Here is a 19159-nt window from a genome sequence, read left to right as displayed (position 1 = left end):
CTGTTCGAGAATGTTGTAGAGGAGCCAGTCATGCGTTATATCAGCACCCGCGGCCAGGCACCGGCCCTGAACTTCGAAGACGTTTTACTGACAGGCCTCGCCACCGACGGCGGCCTGTACGTGCCGGAAAACCTGCCACGTTTCACCCAGGAAGAAATCGCTTCGTGGGTGGGTCTGCCATACCACGAGCTGGCGTTCCGGGTGATGCGCCCGTTCGTCACCGGCAGCATCCCGGATGCGGACTTCAAGAAGATCCTGGAAGAAACCTACGGCGTGTTTTCCCACAGTGCCATCGCACCGTTGCGCCAATTGGACGGCAACGAGTGGGTGCTTGAGCTGTTCCACGGTCCGACCCTGGCGTTCAAGGACTTCGCCCTGCAACTGTTGGGTCGTCTGCTCGATTACGTGCTGGCAAAGCGCGGCGAGCGCGTGGTGATCATGGGCGCCACCTCCGGTGACACCGGTTCAGCGGCCATCGAAGGCTGCAAGCACTGCGAGAACGTCGACATTTTCATCCTGCACCCGCACCAGCGTGTGTCGGAAGTGCAGCGTCGGCAGATGACCACGATTTTTGGCGAGAACATCCACAACATCGCCATCGAAGGCAACTTCGATGACTGCCAGGAAATGGTCAAGAACAGCTTTGCTGACCAGAGTTTCCTCAAAGGTACGCGTCTGGTGGCGGTGAACTCGATCAACTGGGCGCGGATCATGGCCCAGATCGTCTACTATTTCCATGCCTCGCTGCAGTTGGGCGGGCCGGCGCGTTCGGTGTCGTTCTCGGTGCCGACCGGCAACTTCGGCGACATTTTCGCCGGCTACCTGGCGCGCAACATGGGCCTGCCGATCAATCAGTTGATCGTGGCCACCAACCGCAACGACATCCTGCACCGCTTCATGAGCGGCAACGGGTACGTGAAGGAAACCCTGCACGCCACGCTGTCGCCGTCGATGGACATCATGGTCTCGTCGAACTTCGAGCGCCTGCTGTTCGATATGCACGGTCGTAACGGTGCCGCCATTGCCGACCTGATGAGCAACTTCAAGAGCGGTGGCGGTTTCAGCGTCGAGCAGGAGCGCTGGACCGAAACCCGCAAGCTGTTCGATTCCCTGGCCGTGGACGACGCGCAAACCTGCGAAACCATCGCTGAAGTCTATGCCCGGACCGGTGAACTGCTCGACCCGCACACTGCCATCGGCGTAAAGGCAGCGCGCGAATGCCGTCGCAGCCTGGATATTCCGATGGTGATCCTCGGCACCGCGCACCCGGTCAAATTCCCGGAAGCGGTGGAGAAGGCCGGCGTTGGCAAGGCGCTGGAGTTGCCCAAGCACATGGCCGACCTGTTTGAGCGTGAAGAGCGCTGCACAGTGCTGGCCAATGACCTGAAGGCGGTGCAGGCGTTTGTCAGCCAGCATGGCAATCGAGGCAAGCCTTTGTAAGGCATTCCGCGAAAATCGAAACGCCGCTTTCCCATCCCTGGGGCAGCGGCGTTTTGGTGTGTGGCAGGCCCGGTAGCGTCCTGATTACATAAGCAGTTTGATTGCCACTCCGGTGATTGAAGCGATGGTTGCCACTACGGCCATCGCCACCCCCATGGGGTACCAGAACGTTTCACAGGTTATCTTCATTGACTCGGACTTGAGCTTGTCTCGCTCTGCCTGCATGCGTGATATCTCGGCGTAGATACGCCTTACATCGGCATGCATCCTCTCCATTGTTGCCTGCTCCTCTTTGTTTTCCACCATCGTAATCATCCTTCGCAATCAGGGCCTTTTGACATGCGCTCAGTCGTGCAGCGCTCACCGAGTATAGGATTCACCTCCAGCCTCAACGCCCGGCAAACCCCAAAACAGCAGCCCATTGCGTAAGCAGTTATGTGCCGCCGTTTTTTACTTGTCATGTTGCGAGCGCATGCTGGTGTCGTCATCCCCCTGCAACCGTTGAAAGACGAAAAAGCGAACTTTCCTACGTCAGGACCAGTCACTTAGGATAGATGCAGCACCCGTTAAGACGATTGTTCCCGAACTATTGAGTGGTGATCGAGATGGAAAGTATCAGCCTATTGCTCGACGAAGCACTGAGCCCTTATCAGGTTACGCTGACCACCTCTGGTGTGCAGGGCGAGAGCCTGGTGACCGTGAAGAATCCTGCCGGCGCCATCGTGGTCGAGCGTGAAGTCGACCAGGTGCAATTGATGGATAAACGTTTGCTGGTGGATGTGGTGGATTGCCTGCTGCGCGACATCAAGATTGCCGAAGGGCGCCTGGAACCCTCGGTCATCGCGGCGCTGCGCAACGCGGCCCAGACACGTGGCGCGGCGCTGGCATGAAGAATTGTTTATTGATGGAAACTTCCCACAGCATGCTCGGTCAGATTTTGTAACAGCAAGAGCAAACATTGTGCTCCGGTGTTTGTGGCTTGTTGTACTGGTCATTGTAAGGCCACGTTTAACCCTGAAGTGTCTCCCCACGCTTCGGGGTTTCTTTTTGCCCGCGATTTGTCACGGCGTCAGATCGCGCCCTGTTCACGCAGGCGAACAATCGCCGCCGCGTCATAACCCAGCTCGGTCAGCAATACACCATTGTGCTCGCCCAATTGCGGTCCGACCCATTCGCAGCTGCCTGGCGTGTCCGAAAGCTTGGGCACGATGCCCGGCATCTTGAAGTCCTTGCCGCCCGGCAATTGGGCCTTGAGGAACATCTCCCGCGCGAGAAACTGCGGATCGCCTAGCATGTCTTCGGCACTGTAGATTCGGCTGGCGGGCACGTCGGCCTTGTTCAACTGCTCTACTACCTGCTCCAGTGGCAGGGAGTTGACCCAACGATCAATCACGCCGTACAGCTCGTCGCGACGGCTGTCTCGCCCGTCATTGCTGGCCAGTTGCGGATCGTTCGCCAAGTCTTCACGGCCGATGGCTGACATGAAACGCTTGAAAATCGCGTCACCGTTGGCGCCGATCTGCACGTGCTTGCCGTCGGCGCTGGTGTGGATCGAGGACGGTGTTATACCGGGCATGATGTTGCCGGTGCGCTCGCGGATAAACCCGAACACGTCGAACTCCGGGATCATGCTTTCCATCATGGCGAAGATGGCTTCATACAGCGCCACATCCACCACCTGGCCCAACCCTCCATTGACCTCACGATGACGCAGCGCCATCAATGCGCCGATCACCGCCCACAGTGCGGCAATCGAATCGCCGATGGAGATGCCCGTGCGCACCGGCGGGCGGTCCTCGAAGCCGGTGATGTAGCGCAGCCCGCCCATGGATTCGCCCACCGCGCCGAACCCTGGCTGGTCTTTCATCGGCCCGGTCTGGCCAAAGCCCGAGAGGCGAACCATCACCAGTTTCGGGTTCAATGCATGCAGGGTGTCCCAGCCCAGGCCGAGCTTTTCCAGCACGCCGGGGCGGAAGTTTTCGATCAGGATGTCGGCGTCTGCCAGCAGTTGCTTGAGAATCGCCAGACCATCGGGGTGTTTTAGGTTCAGCGTCAGTGACTTCTTGTTGCGCGCCTGCACGAACCACCACAGCGAAGTGCCTTCATACAGCTTGCGCCATTTACGCAGCGGGTCGCCGCCGTCCGGTGACTCGACCTTGATCACCTCGGCGCCGAACTCGGCGCAGATACGCGAAGCAAACGGGCCGGCGATGAGGGTGCCGAGTTCGATGACTTTGAGGCCGGCAAGCGGCTTGGCATTAAACGACATGGTGATCCTTGTCTGCGCTGGGCGGGGAGGGGATGTGATGCTTTTAACATAGGCGCGCCATTCAGGGATAAGGATGATGCAGCGCAGAATTCGTTGAATGAGCGCTTCATCGGTTAGACTGACCGCCTTTCCCTGTCTCTAGAAGCCCGTTCATGGCCCAGCCGTCCACGACCTACAAATTCGAACTCAACCTCACCGACCTTGATCGTTCGGTGTACGAGAGCGTCAAACAGACCATCGCCCGCCACCCTTCGGAAACCGAAGAGCGCATGACCGTGCGCCTGCTGGCCTACGCCCTCTGGTACAACGAGCAACTGGCGTTCGGGCGCGGCCTGTCGGATGTTGACGAGCCAGCCCTGTGGGAAAAAAGCCTGGATGACCGAGTGTTGCACTGGATCGAAGTCGGCCAGCCGGATGCCGACCGCCTGACCTGGTGCTCGCGCCGCACCGAACGCACCAGCCTGCTGGCCTATGGCAGCCTGCGGGTGTGGGAAGGCAAGGTGGTCCCGGTGGCCAATAACCTGAAGAACGTGCACATCGCCGCCGTGCCCCAGGAAATCCTCGAGGTGTTGGCCAAGGACATGCCACGGGTGATCAAGTGGGACGTGATGATCAGTGAAGGCACCCTTTTTGTCACCGACGACCGTGGCCAGCATGAAGTGCAATTGCAGTGGCTGGTTGGCGAGCGCGGTTGAAGAGTTGCAGCCGCAAGCTTGAAACTAAAATCCCCCCCTAGAGATCCCATCCCGTCCCATGCGTATCGATCCCCGTCCGTTGCCCGCTGTCCTGCCGTTTCTCGGTGATCTGCCACCGCTGTTGACCCGCCTTTACGCTGCGCGCGGGGTGCGCTCCGAGGTCGAGCTGGATAAAAGCCTCAAGCAGTTGATTCCCTATCAGCGGCTCAAGGGCATCGACGCGGCGGTGGACTTGCTGGTGGTCGCCCTGGAGCAGCGCCAGCGCATCCTGATCGTCGGTGACTTCGATGCCGATGGCGCCACTGCCAGCACCGTAGGCACCCTGGGCCTGCGCTTGCTCGGCGCGGCCCATGTGGATTACCTGGTGCCCAACCGTTTCGAGTATGGCTACGGCCTGACCCCGGAAATCGTCGCCGTGGCGCTGCAGCGTGAGCCGCAGTTGCTGATCACCGTGGACAACGGCATTTCCAGCGTCGAAGGCGTGGCGGCGGCCAAGGCGGCCGGGCTCAAGGTGCTGGTCACCGACCACCACTTGCCGGGTGATGAACTGCCGGCGGCGGACGCAATCGTCAACCCGAACCAGCCCGGCTGTGAATTCCCCAGCAAGGCCCTGGCGGGCGTCGGCGTGATCTTCTATGTGCTGATGGCCCTGCGTGCACGCTTGCGCGACCTGGGTTGGTATACGGACAAGCCGCAGCCAAACATCGGTGATCTGCTCGACCTGGTGGCCCTGGGCAGCGTCGCCGACGTGGTGCCGCTGGATGCCAACAACCGCATCCTGGTGCATCAGGGCCTGGAACGCATTCGCGCCGGTCGCGCCCGGCCGGGGATCAAGGCGATCCTGGAAGTGGCCAAGCGCGACGCGGCGCGCATCACCTCCACCGACCTGGGGTTTATCCTCGGCCCACGGCTCAACGCTGCCGGCCGCCTGGACGACATGAGCCTGGGCATTGAATGCCTGCTCACCACCGATATGGCTGCCGCCCGGGAAATGGCCGCGCAGCTGGACGGCATGAACCAGGACCGCAAGTCCATCGAGCAAGGCATGCAGCGCGAGGCCCTGGCCCAGCTCAAGGACCTGCCGGTGGAGTCGATGCCCTACGGTTTGTGCCTGTTCGATCCGGAGTGGCACCAGGGTGTGATCGGCATCCTCGCCTCGCGCATGAAGGAACGCTATTTTCGCCCCACCATTGCGTTCGCCGATGCGGGCGATGGCCTGCTCAAGGGCTCGGGGCGTTCGGTACAGGGCTTTCATATCCGTGACGCGCTGGCCGTGGTTGCCAGCCAGCATCCCAACCTGATCGCCAAATACGGCGGCCACGCCATGGCGGCGGGGCTGACATTGCCCGAGGCGAATTTTCCGTTGTTTGCCCAGGCGTTCGATGCCGAAGTGCGTCGGCAACTGCGCGAAGAAGACCTCACCGGTCGCCTGCTGACCGACGGCACCCTGGCCGTTGAAGAGTTTCACCTGGAACTGGCCCGCGCGTTGCGTCATGCCGGACCGTGGGGGCAGCACTTTCCCGAGCCGGTGTTCCATGGTGTGTTCCAGCTGGTGGAGCAGCGTGTGGTGGGCGAGCGGCACCTGAAAGTGGTGCTCAAGAGCGAATGCGGTTCGGTGAAGCTCGACGGCATTGCGTTTGGGGTGGACCGTGAAGTCTGGCCAAACCCGACGGTGCGTTGGGTGGAGTTGGCCTACAAGCTGGATGTGAACGAGTTTCGTGGCAATGAAACCGTGCAGTTGATGATTGCCCACATCGAACCGCGATAAATTTCAGGCTGACCGCAAACAAATGTGGGAGGGGGCAAGCCCCCTCCCACATAAACCCTCTTCTACATTGGGTTTTGCGTCATTACTCGGCTTTGGCCTGGTGCTTGACGATGATCTCCACCAGCCGCTTGGCCAGCGCCGGGTAGTTTTCATCGAAGTGATGCCCGCCCGGTAATTTCAACGCCTCACCCACCGCCGTCTTGTCGGTGCAGCCGCTCTCGTCGACTTCTTCGGCGCCATAGATGCACACCACTTTCTCCGCTGGCAGCTTGGCCATTTCCGGGCCGGTGGCGGCCTCTTTGCCGGCGTTGCCCAGCCAACCTTCCACTTCGATTTCAAAGCTGCCGGTGCGGGCGAATGCGAGCAGGATGATTGCATCGACGCGTTGCTGTTCATTTTCCGGCAGGCGGTTGTAGATCGCCGGCAGTACGTCGGCGCCGAACGAATAACCCGTCAGCACGAAGCGCTTGGTGCCCCATTTCTGCCGGTAGTGCTGCATCAGCTCGGTGAGGTCCTTGGCGCTTTGTTCCGGGCTCTTGTGCTGCCAGTAGTAGCGCAGGGTATCGATGCCCACAACGGGGTAGCCGATCTTGGCCATTTCACCGGCCACGTCGCGGTCCAGGTCGCGCCAGCCGCCGTCACCGGAGAGAAACAGCGTCACGGTGTCCTTGGCTTGACCGGCGGGCACTTCGACCACCGGGATGGCCAGGCCGCCGTTGTCTGAACCCACCAGTTGCTTGCGCAGCTCGTTGTTCAGCACTTGCGGGTAATGGATGTCGTAATCGCTGATGCTGGTGGTGGCGCGCGGTGTATCGCGTACGAAGCTGGCGCTTTCATCGTCAGGGTTATCGTTCCACGCCACCAGCCAGTTGCCATGGGCGGCGGTTTTCGGCAGCGGATCCTTGCAGCCTTCCTGCACCAGGGCGAAGCCGACGGAGATGGCGTTGGCCTTGTCGTCGTTCTGCGTGGCCAGCCAGCGCCAGGCGAGGGCGGCGCCAGGGCCGATGCCGCTGACCAGGGTCGCGGGGCCCTTGAGCTGGCCCAGGGCGTTTTGCAGCGCCTGTTCCTGCAGCTTGCAATCGTCCTTGGGCAGGATCACCTGGACAATCTGCGCCTTGCCGCCCTGGCTCAGGGCGATCAACTGACTGTCGGTCAGGGTCTGATCGGCTGGCACGGCCACGGCCACGCGGGCTTTGGCGGCGGCAGCGGGGGTCACAAGGGTCATCACCGTGCCGTCGGCCTGGGGCATCTGCTCCAGCACCGGCTGCGGGGCGGGGCGGGTCCAGTACCAGAAGCCGCCGCCTGCGATCAGGGCGAGCAACACCACGATGGCCAATACATACCGCCAGGAACGTCGAATCATCAGCGTTTCACCAATCCAGTCAAGCCGCCCGCGATCAGGGCGGCGGTGTCGGCCAGTGCCACCAGCGGATCAAGTCCGGCGGGCACGGCCATATAACGAGGTTCCCAGTCAGGCTGGAATTTGTCTTTGAAGCGGCGCAAACCTTGGAAGTTATACAGTTGCTCGCCACGGCGGAACACCATCGAACCCAGGCGCTGGGTCAGCGGCGCGCCACGGCGCGGTTGCAGGCCCGACAACGGCACCATGCCCAGGCTGAAGCGGGCGTAGCCGTGGTTCTTATAATGCTGGATCAGGCCGACCATCATGAATTCCATGGTCAGTTTCGGCGCGTCGGGGTGCGCACGCATCAGGTCGAGGCTGGCCAGGTCGTGGTTGTAGGTCTCGAGCAAATTGGCGAAGGCCACCGGGCGCCCTTCGAAGCGAATGATCGCGATGCGAAAGTGCTTGAGGTAGTCGTCGCTGAAGCGTCCCAGGGAAAACCCCTTTTCGCGCACATTCTTGCCGGTCAGCCAGGCATCGGAGATGACCTTGAGCTCGTCCATCGGTGCCTGGCCCGGTTCGAAAATCTCCAGGGACAAGCCGTCCCGGGTGCCGCGGTTCCAGGTGTAGCGCAGGTCCTTCATCTCTTTGCCCTTGGCTTCCAGGTCAAAGCGTTTGAGGTCGACCCGGGCTTCTTCGCCCAGCTTGATCGCGGTGAGGCCGATGTCCATGTAGTACGGCAGGTTTTCAGCGCGCACCTGATAGAACACCGGCCGCGCGTGGTGGATATCGCACAGGTCGCGGAACTGCCAGATCATTTCGGCGCGCGGCTGGGTCGGCCCGATGGGGTCGTACAAGGCCACCAGGCTGCGCCCGCGACGGGCGTACATGAGGAAGGCTTCGTCGTTGGGGTGGAACAGCAGGGCCTTGTCGCCGGTCAGTGCCAGGCCGCCGTCGGGTTGCGATGAGGCCATCAGGATGCGGGTGGCGCGCTCCAGTTCGTCCGGGGTCGGCAAGTGAATGATCGGGCGGGCGGTGCGCAGCAGCCAGGTCAGCGAAACGATCACCAGCAGCACCGCGGCGCCCAGCAGCGAGCGCAGGCCGCGCGGCGCGTTGGCATCGAGGGTGAATTGCCACCACAGCTGATGGCTGTAAGGCACATCCTGATAGGCAAACAGCAGCAGCCAGATCGACGCGCCCAGTACGCACACGCTGGCCACCAGGTAAAGCGGCGAGAACGGCAATTCGGTGAGGCGGCTGGCACGGTAGAACGAGCGGCGGAAGATCGCCAGCAGCACCGCCGTCATGGTCATCAGGCTGGCTTCTTCCCAGTCGAATCCCTTGAGCAGCGAGAGCAGGGCGCCCGTCAGCAGCAGCACCATGGTCAGCATCCAGGCAGCCGACAAGCGTCGACGCAGACCCTGGGCCAGCAACAGGCAGAGCACGCCGATCAGGCTGGCACCAAAGTGCGAGGCGTCAATCAGGCGGTGGGGAATCAGGAAGCCGATGTTTTCCAGGCGTGAGTCGATTTCGGGCGTGGCGCCAGAGAACAGCAGGACCACGCCGGACAAAAAAACCAGTACGGCCAACACTGGCGCCGCCAGCCCTGAAGCAACCCGCAGACTCTGCTGGGTCTGGAACAGACGCTGGGCTTCGTTGACCAGCAGGAACACACAGGCGATCAGCAGCGGCAGCACCACGTAGATCATGCGGTACAGCAGCAGCGCGGCGGCCAAGGGTGCGGCGCCCAGTTTGTCGGCAAACGCTGCCAGCAGGATCGCCTCGAACACCCCAACCCCGCCCGGTACATGGCTGAGTACGCCGGCGGCCAGGGCCAGCAGGTACACCAGCAGGAATGGGCCGAAGGGCGGCGCTTCCGGCAGCAACAGGTAGAGGACGGTGGCGGCAGCGGCCACGTCGAGCGCGGTGATGATCAACTGCAGGAAGGTCAGGCGACGACCCGGCAGGCGCAGGGTGCGGCGTCCGGCCCTGACCAGCAGGTTGTCCGGGTAAGGCTGTTCCGGCAGGCGACGGCGGTAGATGCCGATGCACAGCGCGGCCGACAACAGCAGCACGGCCCCGGCCACGCCGCCGAGCAGGCTTTGCGGCAAATGCAGGTAGGTCGAAGCCGCCGGCAGGTTACTCAAGGTGGCCAGCGCGGCCAGCGGCGGCAGGGCGCAGCCCAAGGCAAGGCTGGCGAACACGGTCATGTGCGCGACTTCCGAGGCGCCCACGCCGTGGCGTGCATATAAACGGTAACGCACCGATCCGCCGGAGAGCATCGACAGGCCAATTGCGTTGCCGATGGCAAAGGCGGTGAAGCCGCCGAGGGCCAGGGTCTTGGCAGGCAGCTTCACCCCGGCATAGCGTGCGCCGGAAAACTCATAGCCCAGCAGAATGATAAAGCCGGCGACGGCCGCGCCGAACGCACCGAGCAGGGCGGGCCTGGGCACTTCCAGAATCGAATCATGGAGCGCGTAAAGGTCCAGCTCCAGCAGCAGATGCCGACAGGCGATCAGGGCGATAGCGAACAGCAGCAAGGTCACGGCCAGCCCGATGGGCTGACGGTATTTGCTCAACAGATCCAGCCAGCGCAAACGGCCGGGAGCGATCGGTTGTTCCGCTGTGACGGTCTCTTGTGGTTCAGACGAGTTGGCGCGCATCAATCACCTCGTGGATTGTGCGCGACAGGATGGAGGTATCCAGCCAAGTTACCAATCCCTATGGACAAAATAAGTACAAATATTAACGCGGAACACCGGGGGCGGCGACAGCGGCCATTGGTCGTAGAGGGTAGTGCTTGAACATTGAGCATAGCGTGCAATGAGATGGACTCAACAAACCGTGGAGGGTTTCATGAAAGATGCCAGGTCATTGTTTAAGAAGAACTTTTTCACCGGATACAAAAAAGGCCACTCTTTCGAGCAGCCTTTTCTGATGTTTGGTTGCGGGAGCCGGATTTGAACCGACGACCTTCGGGTTATGAGCCCGACGAGCTACCAGACTGCTCCATCCCGCGTCTGTGGGCGGCATTCTACAGCCCAGCGACGAGGTGTCAACCGTTAATGGGCGGATGCGGCAAATAAGTGTGATTAATCCACCCATGCCGCCTAAGTGCTCGATTGAAAACACTTTTGTGGCGAGCGGAGTGGGTGGCGGGCGGGCTTGCCCCGCGCCGGACTGCCAGGCCGTTCGTTTCGAATAAAGCGCGGTCCAGTTGTTGATAAAACAGGCACGCACAAAAAAGGCCACTCTTTCGAGTAGCCTTTTTTGATGTGTGGTTGCGGGAGCCGGATTTGAACCGACGACCTTCGGGTTATGAGCCCGACGAGCTACCAGACTGCTCCATCCCGCGTCTGTGTGTCGGCATTCTACAGAGGAACGCGAGTGTGTCAACCCGTAAATTGAAGAAAAGCGCTTGTGGTTCAATCGGTTAGCTCTCCATGGTGGCGCTGTGAGCCGCGCTGGCCCAGCGTGGCCGGGGCTCTCAGCTCTATCGGAGGCTCTGATTCGATTGAGAAAACACATTCATCGGGTAAATTTCCTACCGCTCAGGCGGAAGAATCAAACTACTGGTGCTATATACAGGGGTGAGTGCGATACTGGCCACCCGTTGAAATACACCCCTGTTTATATGACGCAGCGCAAAATCATCCACGTCGACTGTGATTGCTTCTACGCCGCCATCGAGATGCGCGATGACCCGAGCCTGGCGCAAAAACCGTTGGCCGTGGGTGGCTCGGCGGATCGGCGCGGAGTGATCGCTACCTGTAACTATGAGGCGCGGGCCTACGGGGTGCGCTCGGCGATGTCATCACGCCACGCCCTGAAACTGTGCCCGGACCTGACCATCGTCAAGCCGCGCATGGACGCCTATAAAGAAGCCTCGAAGGAAATCCAGACGATCTTTCGCGACTACACCGATCTGATCGAACCGTTATCGCTGGACGAAGCCTACCTCGACGTGTCCGACAGCCCGCATTTTGGCGGCAGCGCTACCCGAATCGCCCAGGACATCCGCCGCCGCGTCTCCAATCAATTGCACATCACCGTGTCCGCCGGGGTGGCGCCGAACAAGTTTCTGGCCAAGATCGCCAGTGACTGGAAAAAACCCAACGGCCTGTTTGTGATCACCCCGGACCAGATCGAAGACTTTGTCTCCCAGTTGCGCGTGAGCAAACTGCACGGCGTGGGCAAGGTCACCGCCGACAAGCTCGCGCGGCTGGGAATCGAGGACTGCCTGCAACTGCGTGAGTGGAACAAGCTGGCGCTGGTGCGCGAATTCGGCAGCTTCGGTGAGCGCTTGTGGAGCCTGGCCCGTGGGATCGATGACCGCGCGGTGCACAATGACAGCCGGCGACAGTCCATCAGCGTGGAAAATACCTTTGATACGGACCTTCCCGATCTTGCCAGTTGCCTGGCCAGGCTGCCCGAACTGATGGAAACCCTGGCCGGGCGCATGGCGCGCATCGACAGTAGCTACCGCGCGGGCAAGCCGTTCGTGAAGGTGAAGTTTCATGACTTTACCCAGACAACCCTGGAGCAGGCCGGGGCAGGGCGGGATCTGGAGAGTTATCAACAGCTGATGACCCAGGCGTTCAATCGTGGGGGCAAGCCGGTGCGGTTGTTGGGGATTGGGGTGCGGTTGCTCGACCTCAGCAACGGCAATGAACAGTTGGAATTCTCCTGGTAGAAACCCGGAGCAAAATGTGGGAGGGGGCTTGCTCCCGATTACGGTGGGTCAGCTATATATAAGCTGGCTGATCCACCGCTATCGGGAGCAAGCCCCCTCCCACATTTGGATTTACAGCGTTTGCGAAAACTCAGCGAGCGCCGGGGTCCGCCACCAGCCGTCCCGCATCCTTGGTCAGCGCCTGCAGAAACTCCTGCTGCAACTCCGGATCATTGCGGGTCAGTTCGATCAGGCTTTGCTCCAGCTCACTGGCTTCCTCTTCCAGGCCCAGCTCCGACAGGCGCTTGACCCGGTGCACCCACTGGCTCACTTCGTCGTCTTCCAGGTCGTCAAAAATCAGCCCATGGGCTTCCAGCAGCTTGCCGCGCAGGCCGTTGCTGACCGACAGGGAAGCATCCGAATGCACATCGTCCTGACCATCCTGCACGCTGATCAGCAGCGTGGTGATGTGATTCAGGTCCTGCTCGGCAAACGGGCTGTCCAACAGGTTCAGGCGCAGCACGCCGTTGCGGTCGGTGGTCAGCTCGTGGGTTTGCCTGCCAGCGGTGACCTGCACCGGGCGCTCGCTCCACGGCAGGCTCGAATACTCCAGGCGCTTGTCGCGCTGGACTTCATCGATGCCGGCGAGGTTTTGCTGCGCACGGCCGTGGGATTGCACGTTCATGAACGGGTTGAGGCCGTCCACGCCGTAGATCAGCCAGTCATGGGTCATGCTGTCGGGCAGGTTGCCGAGGGCGAAGATGTTCGCCACGTTGGCGCCCGCACCCGCCACCAGGGCGACGGCACCCAGGGGCATTTCATAGAGTTTGCGCCAGGGCTGGTAGGGCGTGTAGCGGTCGTAACGACGGGTGACTTCGAATTCGGTGATTTCGAAGGTCTTCTGTTCGTGAATGCGAACCCGGCGCTGCGGCAGTTCGAGCACTTTGGGCTCGCCTACATCGATCTGCAGGCTGTGATCGAGCAACTTACGCTCGACCCGCTCCTCGTGCTCACTGCGTTGTGACATCTGGTTGGCGCAGCCGCTGACCAGCAGGGCGCCGCACAAGGCGGCACCCCTCAGGGCTCTGGTGTTTCGCTTGAACATGACTTCTCTTGATCTGGTTTTCAGCGACGAATACGCGCCTGAAGGAAAGACAGCACGTCAGCCACCGGCAACGGTTGGGCGTCGGCTTCGGTCCGGCTTTTGTATTCCAGATTGCCATCGGCCAGGCCGCGGTCACTGACCACGATCCGGTGCGGGATGCCAATCAGCTCCATGTCGGCGAACTTGATGCCCGGGCTGGTTTTCTTGTCCCGGTCATCCAGCAGCACTTCGAAACCGGCGGCCGTGAGTTCGGCATACAGCTTGTCGGTGGCTTCGCGCACTTGTTCGGTTTCATAGCGCAGCGGCACGAGGGCAACCTGGAACGGCGCCAGGGCGTCACTCCAGATGATGCCCTTGTCGTCGTTGTTCTGTTCGATGGCAGCCGCCACCACGCGGGAAATACCGATGCCGTAGCAGCCCATTTCCAGGGTGATCGGCTTGCCGTTCTCGCCCAGCACTTCGCACTTCATCGCCTTGCTGTACTTGTTGCCCAGCTGGAAGATGTGCCCCACTTCGATGCCGCGCTTGATTTCCAGGGTGCCCTTGCCATCCGGGCTCGGATCGCCGGCCACCACATTGCGCAGGTCGGCCACGGTGGGAACCGGCAGGTCACGTTCCCAGTTCACGCCGAAGTAGTGCTTGTCGTCGATGTTGGCGCCGATGGCGAAGTCGCTCATCAGTGCAACCGAACGATCGATGATGATCGGCAGCGGCAGGTTCAGCGGGCCGAGGGAACCGGCACCGGCGCCAATGGCGTCGCGCAGGTCGGCATCGGTGGCCATCACCAGCGGGCTGGCCACGCCAGGTTGCTGGGCCGCCTTGATTTCGTTGAGCTCGTGGTCGCCACGGATGACCAGGGCGATCAGTTTGCCTTCTTCCTCGGCGCGCACGATCAGGGTCTTGATGGTCTTTTCAATCGGCAGATTGAATTTTTCCACCAGGGCCGCGATGGTCTTGGTCTCAGGGGTGTCCACCAGACGCAGTTCTTCAGCCGCCGCCGGGCGCGAGGTTTCCCGCGGCACCGCTTCGGCTTTCTCAATGTTCGCTGCGTAGTCGGAACCGTTGCTGAAGGCGATATCGTCTTCACCGGATTCAGCCAGTACGTGGAACTCGTGGGAGCCGGCGCCGCCGATGGAGCCGTTGTCTGCTTCAACCGGGCGGAATTTCAGGCCCAGGCGCGTGAACACGTTGCAATAGGCCTGGTGCATGCGGTCATAGGTGACCTGCAGCGAAGCCTGGTCGGCGTGGAACGAATACGAGTCCTTCATGATGAATTCACGGCCACGCATCAAGCCGAAGCGCGGGCGGATTTCGTCACGGAATTTGGTCTGGATCTGATACAGGTTCAGCGGCAGCTGCTTGTAGCTGCTCAGCTCATTGCGCATCAGGTCGGTGATCACTTCTTCGTGGGTCGGGCCGGCGCAGAAATCACGGCCGTGACGGTCCTTGAAACGCAGCAGCTCAGGGCCGTACTCTTCCCAGCGCCCGGACTCCTGCCACAGCTCAGCCGGCTGGGTGCTCGGCATCAACACTTCCAGAGAGCCGGCGGCGTTCATCTCTTCGCGAACGATGGCCTCGACCTTGCGCATCACCTTCAAGCCCATGGGCAGCCAGGTGTACAGGCCCGAGGCCAGTTTGCGGATCATGCCGGCGCGCAGCATCAACTGATGGCTGATCACAACCGCGTCGGAAGGCGTTTCTTTCTGTGTGGCGAGCAAATATTGACTGGTACGCATGGTAGGCCGTTGTCGGTTGCTTGGACTTGAAATGACTTGGGATTGTACGGGCGCTTGCTGCCGGAGTACAGGCATCAGAAAGGGAGGGCTTCAGGTGGGAGCTGGCTTGCCGGCGATGGCATCCACGCGGCGTGCCTGATGTACCGAGGTGTCTGCATCGCAGGCAAGCCAGCTCCCACATTGACCGAGGCGTGTCACTCTTCGGCGGGAGGATTCAACCGCGCCCGCTGATTCTCCTGATACCAGTGCAGCGCAATCAGCAGCAGCGTCGGCACACCCAGCATGCAGGTAATCAGAAAGAAGTTGTGATAGCCGAACTTCTCCACCATCACCCCCGAGTACCCACCGATCAGGCGCGGCAGCAGCAGCATGATCGAGCTGAGCAGGGCGTATTGCGTGGCGGAGAACTTGAGGTTGGTCAGGCTCGACAGGTACGCCACGAACGCCGAAGTCGCCAGGCCCGAGCTGAAGTTGTCCAGCGAGATGGTGAAGATCAACATCTGCAGGTCGGGGCCCATGTCGGCGAGCATCACGAACAGCAGGTTGGTGCCGGCCGAGGCCACGCCGCCAATGAACAGGATCGGCAGGATGCCGAACCGCACAATCAGCAGCCCGCCCATACCGGCGCCCACCAAGGTCATGATCAGGCCGAAGACCTTGCTGACCCCGGCGATCTGGTCCTTGGTAAAACCCTGGTCGATATAGAACACGTTGGCCATCACGCCCATTACCGTGTCCGACATGCGATAGGTGGCGATCAGCCCGAGCAGCAGCAGCGCCTGCCAGCGGTAGCGCAGGATAAAGTCGTTGACCGGCGTGAGCACCGGCGCCAGGCCTCGGCGGCCCATGGTCGACAGGCACAGCGCAGTCAGAATGATGTAGAGGATGGCGCGCAGGAAGGCGCGGTCTTCCATCAGCAACTGCCACAGGCTCACACCCTGGAACAGCACGCTGGCGAAATCGGTGTTGTACAGCTGGGTGAACATCGCCGGCACCGACACCAGCAGCACGATCAGCACAAATACGGAAACAAGCTGATGCATGAAGCTGTAGCGCCCGGCCTGCAGTTGGGTGCGCAGCGGTACGTTGGGCTCGCGCATGAACAGCGTGGTCAGCAGCGCTGGCACCATCAGCGCGCCGAACAGCACATAAGTGCCGGTCCACGCCGAATGCTTATAGTTGAAACCCGTAGAGCCGAAACCCTCGGCAAAAAACAGTGCGCCCGCCGTGGCGAGCAGGGCGGCGATACGGTAACCGGACATATAGCTGGCGGCCAGGGCGGCCTGGCGGCTGTCGTCGGCGATTTCCAGCCGATAGGCATCCACCGCGATATCCTGGGTGGCCGATGCGAACGCCACCACCACCGCAATGGCGATCAACCAGGACAAATGTTTTTGCGGGTCGCAAAAGCCCATGCCGATCAATCCGAGGATCACCAGCGATTGGGCGAGGACCAGCCACGAGCGACGACGTCCGAGTTTGCCGAGCAGTGGCAGGCGCCATTGGTCGAGCAGCGGCGACCAGACCCATTTGAAGGCGTACGCCAGACCGATCAGGCTCGCATAGCCGATGGTCTCGCGAGCCACTCCAGCCTCGCGCAACCACACCGACAGCGTCGAAAACACCAACATGTAAGGCAGACCGGCGGCAAAGCCAAGCAACAGCAGGACGAGCGTCGAAGGGCTGGCATAGGCGGCGAGCGCGGCGCGCCAGGTTTTACGGGGCATGGGCTGGAGTCTGCCTCAGATTCACGGGAAACAAAGCGCGCACTCTAACCGCTGTGCTCTACCGGGCGCCAGCCATGGCGCTGAATATCCACGCGATTGTTGCGCACTGTGAGGCCCTCAGCGCGTAAGCGCGCGCGTTGCTCGTCGCCCGAGGCGCTGCCCGCCGGCAGGCTTATCCGACCACCGGCACCCAGCACCCGATGCCAGGGCAGGCGCGTGTCCTCCGGCAACTGGCTGAGGGTGCGCCCCACCCAACGTGCAGCGCGGCCCAGCCCTGCCAGATGCGCCAGTTCGCCATAACTCACCACGCAGCCTTCGGGAATCTGCGCCAGCGTCAGGTATAACGCGGCGCGGCGCATGTCTGCGGGGCTTTGCGGGGTGTTGGCAGCTTGATTCACTGTGGGCCTATCCGTTGAGATCGTCTGTCTATCTGTAAGAAACGTCTGTAAAAATAAGGGCATTGGTTGAACTGAACATTCATACTTGAGTCAGTGCTAGCTATCTAACACGATAATCGTCTTTTTTTCGCCAACCCTGAGCCCCGAATCCGCTTATGTTGTCCAGAACTCTGCTGTGCCTCGCTATTTTCAGCGCCTCCACGCCCGTGCTTGCCGATACCGTCTGGTTGAAAAACGGTGACCGCCTGACGGGCAAGATCAAGGTTTTCGACGGCGGCAAACTGCTGATCCAGACCAGCTACGGTGGCGCCATTCCGGTGGACTGGAAGCAGGTGAAAACCCTGGAGAGCGACCAGGAGCTGCTGGTCAAGCAGGACGCCTACAGCGGTGAGAAGGCCAAGTCCCTGAAACCTGCGGAGGATGGCAAAGTGGTTCTGGCCAATGGCGAAGCGCCCAAGACCGTTGAGCTGGCGAGCATCCAGCAGATCCTCAAGCCCAAGCCTGTGATTCAGGACCTGGTGTGGAAAGGCAATGTCGACATGGCCCTGGACTATAAACGCGCCGAACGGGACACCAACGACTACGACATCGATTTCAAGACCACCGCGCGTCACGGCCAATGGCGTCATACCGGGCAGGGCGAATACAACCGCGAATTCCAGGACGACGTTACCACCACCGACAACTGGGCCCTGGAATACGACCTGGATCGCTTCATCACCGAGCATTGGTTCTGGCAGGGGCGCCTGACCTACAAGCGCGACAAGGTTGAAGAACTGGCGCGCCAACGCACCGTCGGTACCGGTCCGGGCTATCAGTTCTGGGATGACGAACTGGGTGCATTCTCCCTCGGCTCGCTGGTCAACCGCACCGATTACGAATATGCCAACGGCGGCAAGGACAACTTCTATTCCCTGGCCATGAAGTGGAACTACAACCGCTACCTGATTGGCAAGACCGTGGAGTTCTTCACCAACGGCGAGCTGGGCAAGCCGATAGACGCACCGGCTGACTACTCGCTGGATGCGGAAATCGGCCTGCGCTACAAGGTCACCGAATGGGCGTCGCTCAACCTCAAGGCCGAGCGCGATGTGGTCAGCGGTGAAGAGCAAAGTGACCTGAGCAAAACGCGCTACACCGCAGGCTTTGGCGTGGCCTGGTAATACTGCAGGGCAGTGGCTGGCAACCGGCGCGTAGATTGATTACCTTGTGTTGAGATCCATTCCCATAAGCCATGGGCGACGGAATACACGAGGAGTCATACGTTGAGCGCGCAGGTTGCCAAAAATGCCCGAGAGCTGTTGCTCAAGGAATACCGTGGGGCTCTCTCCACACTGTCCAAAGCGATGCCCGGCTTTCCATTCGGCTCAGTCGTGCCGTATTGCCTGGACGCGCAGGGCCGGCCGCTGATCCTTATCAGCCGGATTGCCCAGCACACCCATAACCTGCAAAAAGACCCCAAGTGCTCGCTGCTGGTGGGCGAGCGCGAGGCGCACGATGTGCAGGCCGTGGGGCGTCTGACTTACCTCGCCGAAGCCGAAAGGCTCGAAGACGCCGCTGCCATCGAGGCTGCCGCCGAGCGCTATTACCGCTACTTCCCCGATTCGGCCAACTATCACAAGGCCCACGATTTCGACTTCTGGGTGCTCAAACCGGTACGTCACCGTTATATTGGCGGGTTCGGCGCGATTCACTGGGTCGACCAACTGACCCTCGCCAACCCGTTCGCCGGCAAGGCCGAACGCAGCATGGTCGAGCACATGAACAGCGATCATGCCAAGGCCATTGCCCACTACGTGCAGTTGGGCGACTTGCCGACCCGCGAGCCTGCGCAGTTGGCCGGCATCGACAGCGAAGGTCTGCACCTGCGTATCGGCCAATCGCTGCACTGGTTGCCGTTTGCAACGCCTTGCAATACGCCGACACAAGTACGCGAGGCCCTGGTTTCATTGGCCCATGCCGAGGCCTGGCCGAAAAAAGAGCCCGTCAGCGCTTGAATTCACACAA

The 19159-nt window shown here is 61.1% G+C and carries 15 protein-coding genes and 2 tRNA genes; 7 read left to right on the top strand and 10 right to left on the bottom strand.

The annotated features are described in order from the left end of the window. The first annotated feature begins 30 nt into the window (after positions 1-30). Positions 31-1440 carry a threonine synthase gene (gene thrC / locus TU79_RS06460; RefSeq protein WP_057007235.1) on the top strand — a complete coding sequence of 470 codons (1410 nt, stop codon included), beginning with the start codon at positions 31-33 and terminating at the stop codon, positions 1438-1440. 84 nt (positions 1441-1524) lie between these two features. Here thrC and TU79_RS06455 read toward each other — a convergent pair whose 3' ends face one another. After that, on the bottom strand, positions 1525-1746 hold the full coding sequence (locus TU79_RS06455) for a hypothetical protein (protein WP_057007234.1): 222 nt from the start codon (positions 1744-1746) through the stop codon (positions 1525-1527). Positions 1747-2045: 299 nt separating this feature from the next. On the opposite strand from TU79_RS06455, the gene TU79_RS06450 reads away from it, so the two are divergent. After that, a complete protein-coding gene (locus tag TU79_RS06450; RefSeq protein WP_057007233.1) occupies positions 2046-2330 on the top strand; it encodes a DUF3509 domain-containing protein in 285 nt (94 codons plus the stop codon). A gap of 179 nt (positions 2331-2509) precedes the next feature. Here the strand turns inward: TU79_RS06450 and TU79_RS06445 are convergent, their stop codons facing one another. Beyond that, entirely contained in the window at positions 2510-3709 is a 1200-nt protein-coding gene (locus TU79_RS06445; RefSeq protein ID WP_057007232.1) for a CaiB/BaiF CoA transferase family protein, read from the bottom strand. 152 nt (positions 3710-3861) lie between these two features. Here TU79_RS06445 and TU79_RS06440 point away from each other — a divergent pair, with 152 nt between their 5' ends. After that, on the top strand, positions 3862-4404 hold the full coding sequence (locus TU79_RS06440) for a YaeQ family protein (RefSeq protein ID WP_057007231.1): 543 nt from the start codon (positions 3862-3864) through the stop codon (positions 4402-4404). A 58-nt stretch (positions 4405-4462) separates the two neighbouring features. Beyond that, positions 4463-6172: a single-stranded-DNA-specific exonuclease RecJ gene (gene recJ, locus TU79_RS06435; protein ID WP_057007230.1), complete on the top strand. Its 1710-nt coding sequence runs from the start codon at positions 4463-4465 to the stop codon at positions 6170-6172. Positions 6173-6254: 82 nt separating this feature from the next. On the opposite strand, the gene TU79_RS06430 is transcribed toward recJ, so the two are convergent. The 4 genes from TU79_RS06430 to TU79_RS06415 all read right to left on the bottom strand — a co-directional run bounded on the left by TU79_RS06430 (position 6255) and on the right by TU79_RS06415 (position 10869). Continuing rightward, a complete protein-coding gene (locus TU79_RS06430; RefSeq protein WP_057007229.1) occupies positions 6255-7535 on the bottom strand; it encodes a virulence factor family protein in 1281 nt (426 codons plus the stop codon). Next, positions 7535-10177 carry a bifunctional lysylphosphatidylglycerol flippase/synthetase MprF gene (gene mprF, locus TU79_RS06425; protein ID WP_057007228.1) on the bottom strand — a complete coding sequence of 881 codons (2643 nt, stop codon included), beginning with the start codon at positions 10175-10177 and terminating at the stop codon, positions 7535-7537. Before mprF ends, TU79_RS06430 begins: the two co-directional genes overlap by 1 nt. Positions 10178-10456: 279 nt before the next feature. Beyond that, positions 10457-10533, bottom strand: a tRNA-Met gene (locus TU79_RS06420). 259 nt (positions 10534-10792) lie between these two features. Further along, positions 10793-10869: transfer RNA gene (locus TU79_RS06415), tRNA-Met, on the bottom strand. A 279-nt stretch (positions 10870-11148) separates the two neighbouring features. On the opposite strand from TU79_RS06415, the gene dinB reads away from it, so the two are divergent. Next, positions 11149-12207: a DNA polymerase IV gene (gene dinB / locus TU79_RS06410; protein WP_057007227.1), complete on the top strand. Its 1059-nt coding sequence runs from the start codon at positions 11149-11151 to the stop codon at positions 12205-12207. A 130-nt stretch (positions 12208-12337) separates the two neighbouring features. Here the strand turns inward: dinB and TU79_RS06405 are convergent, their stop codons facing one another. The 4 genes from TU79_RS06405 to TU79_RS06390 all read right to left on the bottom strand — a co-directional run bounded on the left by TU79_RS06405 (position 12338) and on the right by TU79_RS06390 (position 17113). After that, the gene (locus TU79_RS06405) at positions 12338-13291 is read right to left on the bottom strand and encodes a hypothetical protein (protein ID WP_057007226.1); all 954 of its coding nucleotides are present in this window, start codon (positions 13289-13291) and stop codon (positions 12338-12340) included. A gap of 20 nt (positions 13292-13311) precedes the next feature. Next, the gene (locus tag TU79_RS06400; protein WP_057007225.1) at positions 13312-15027 is read right to left on the bottom strand and encodes a proline--tRNA ligase; all 1716 of its coding nucleotides are present in this window, start codon (positions 15025-15027) and stop codon (positions 13312-13314) included. A 194-nt stretch (positions 15028-15221) separates the two neighbouring features. After that, positions 15222-16754 carry an AmpG family muropeptide MFS transporter gene (locus tag TU79_RS06395; RefSeq protein WP_057007224.1) on the bottom strand — a complete coding sequence of 511 codons (1533 nt, stop codon included), beginning with the start codon at positions 16752-16754 and terminating at the stop codon, positions 15222-15224. A 44-nt stretch (positions 16755-16798) separates the two neighbouring features. Next, entirely contained in the window at positions 16799-17113 is a 315-nt protein-coding gene (locus TU79_RS06390; protein WP_082638401.1) for an MGMT family protein, read from the bottom strand. A 194-nt stretch (positions 17114-17307) separates the two neighbouring features. On the opposite strand from TU79_RS06390, the gene TU79_RS06385 reads away from it, so the two are divergent. Together TU79_RS06385 and TU79_RS06380 are read left to right on the top strand one after the other, a co-directional pair. After that, complete coding sequence (locus TU79_RS06385; protein ID WP_057007222.1) at positions 17308-18315, top strand: DUF481 domain-containing protein; 1008 nt, start codon at positions 17308-17310, stop codon at positions 18313-18315. 102 nt (positions 18316-18417) lie between these two features. Beyond that, the gene (locus TU79_RS06380) at positions 18418-19149 is read left to right on the top strand and encodes a HugZ family pyridoxamine 5'-phosphate oxidase (RefSeq protein WP_057007221.1); all 732 of its coding nucleotides are present in this window, start codon (positions 18418-18420) and stop codon (positions 19147-19149) included. Positions 19150-19159: the final 10 nt, after the last annotated feature.

The sequence above is a fragment of the Pseudomonas trivialis genome (genome assembly GCF_001439805.1).
Classification (GTDB): domain Bacteria; phylum Pseudomonadota; class Gammaproteobacteria; order Pseudomonadales; family Pseudomonadaceae; genus Aquipseudomonas; species Aquipseudomonas trivialis.
This window is presented reverse-complemented; position numbering and strand designations above follow the sequence as displayed.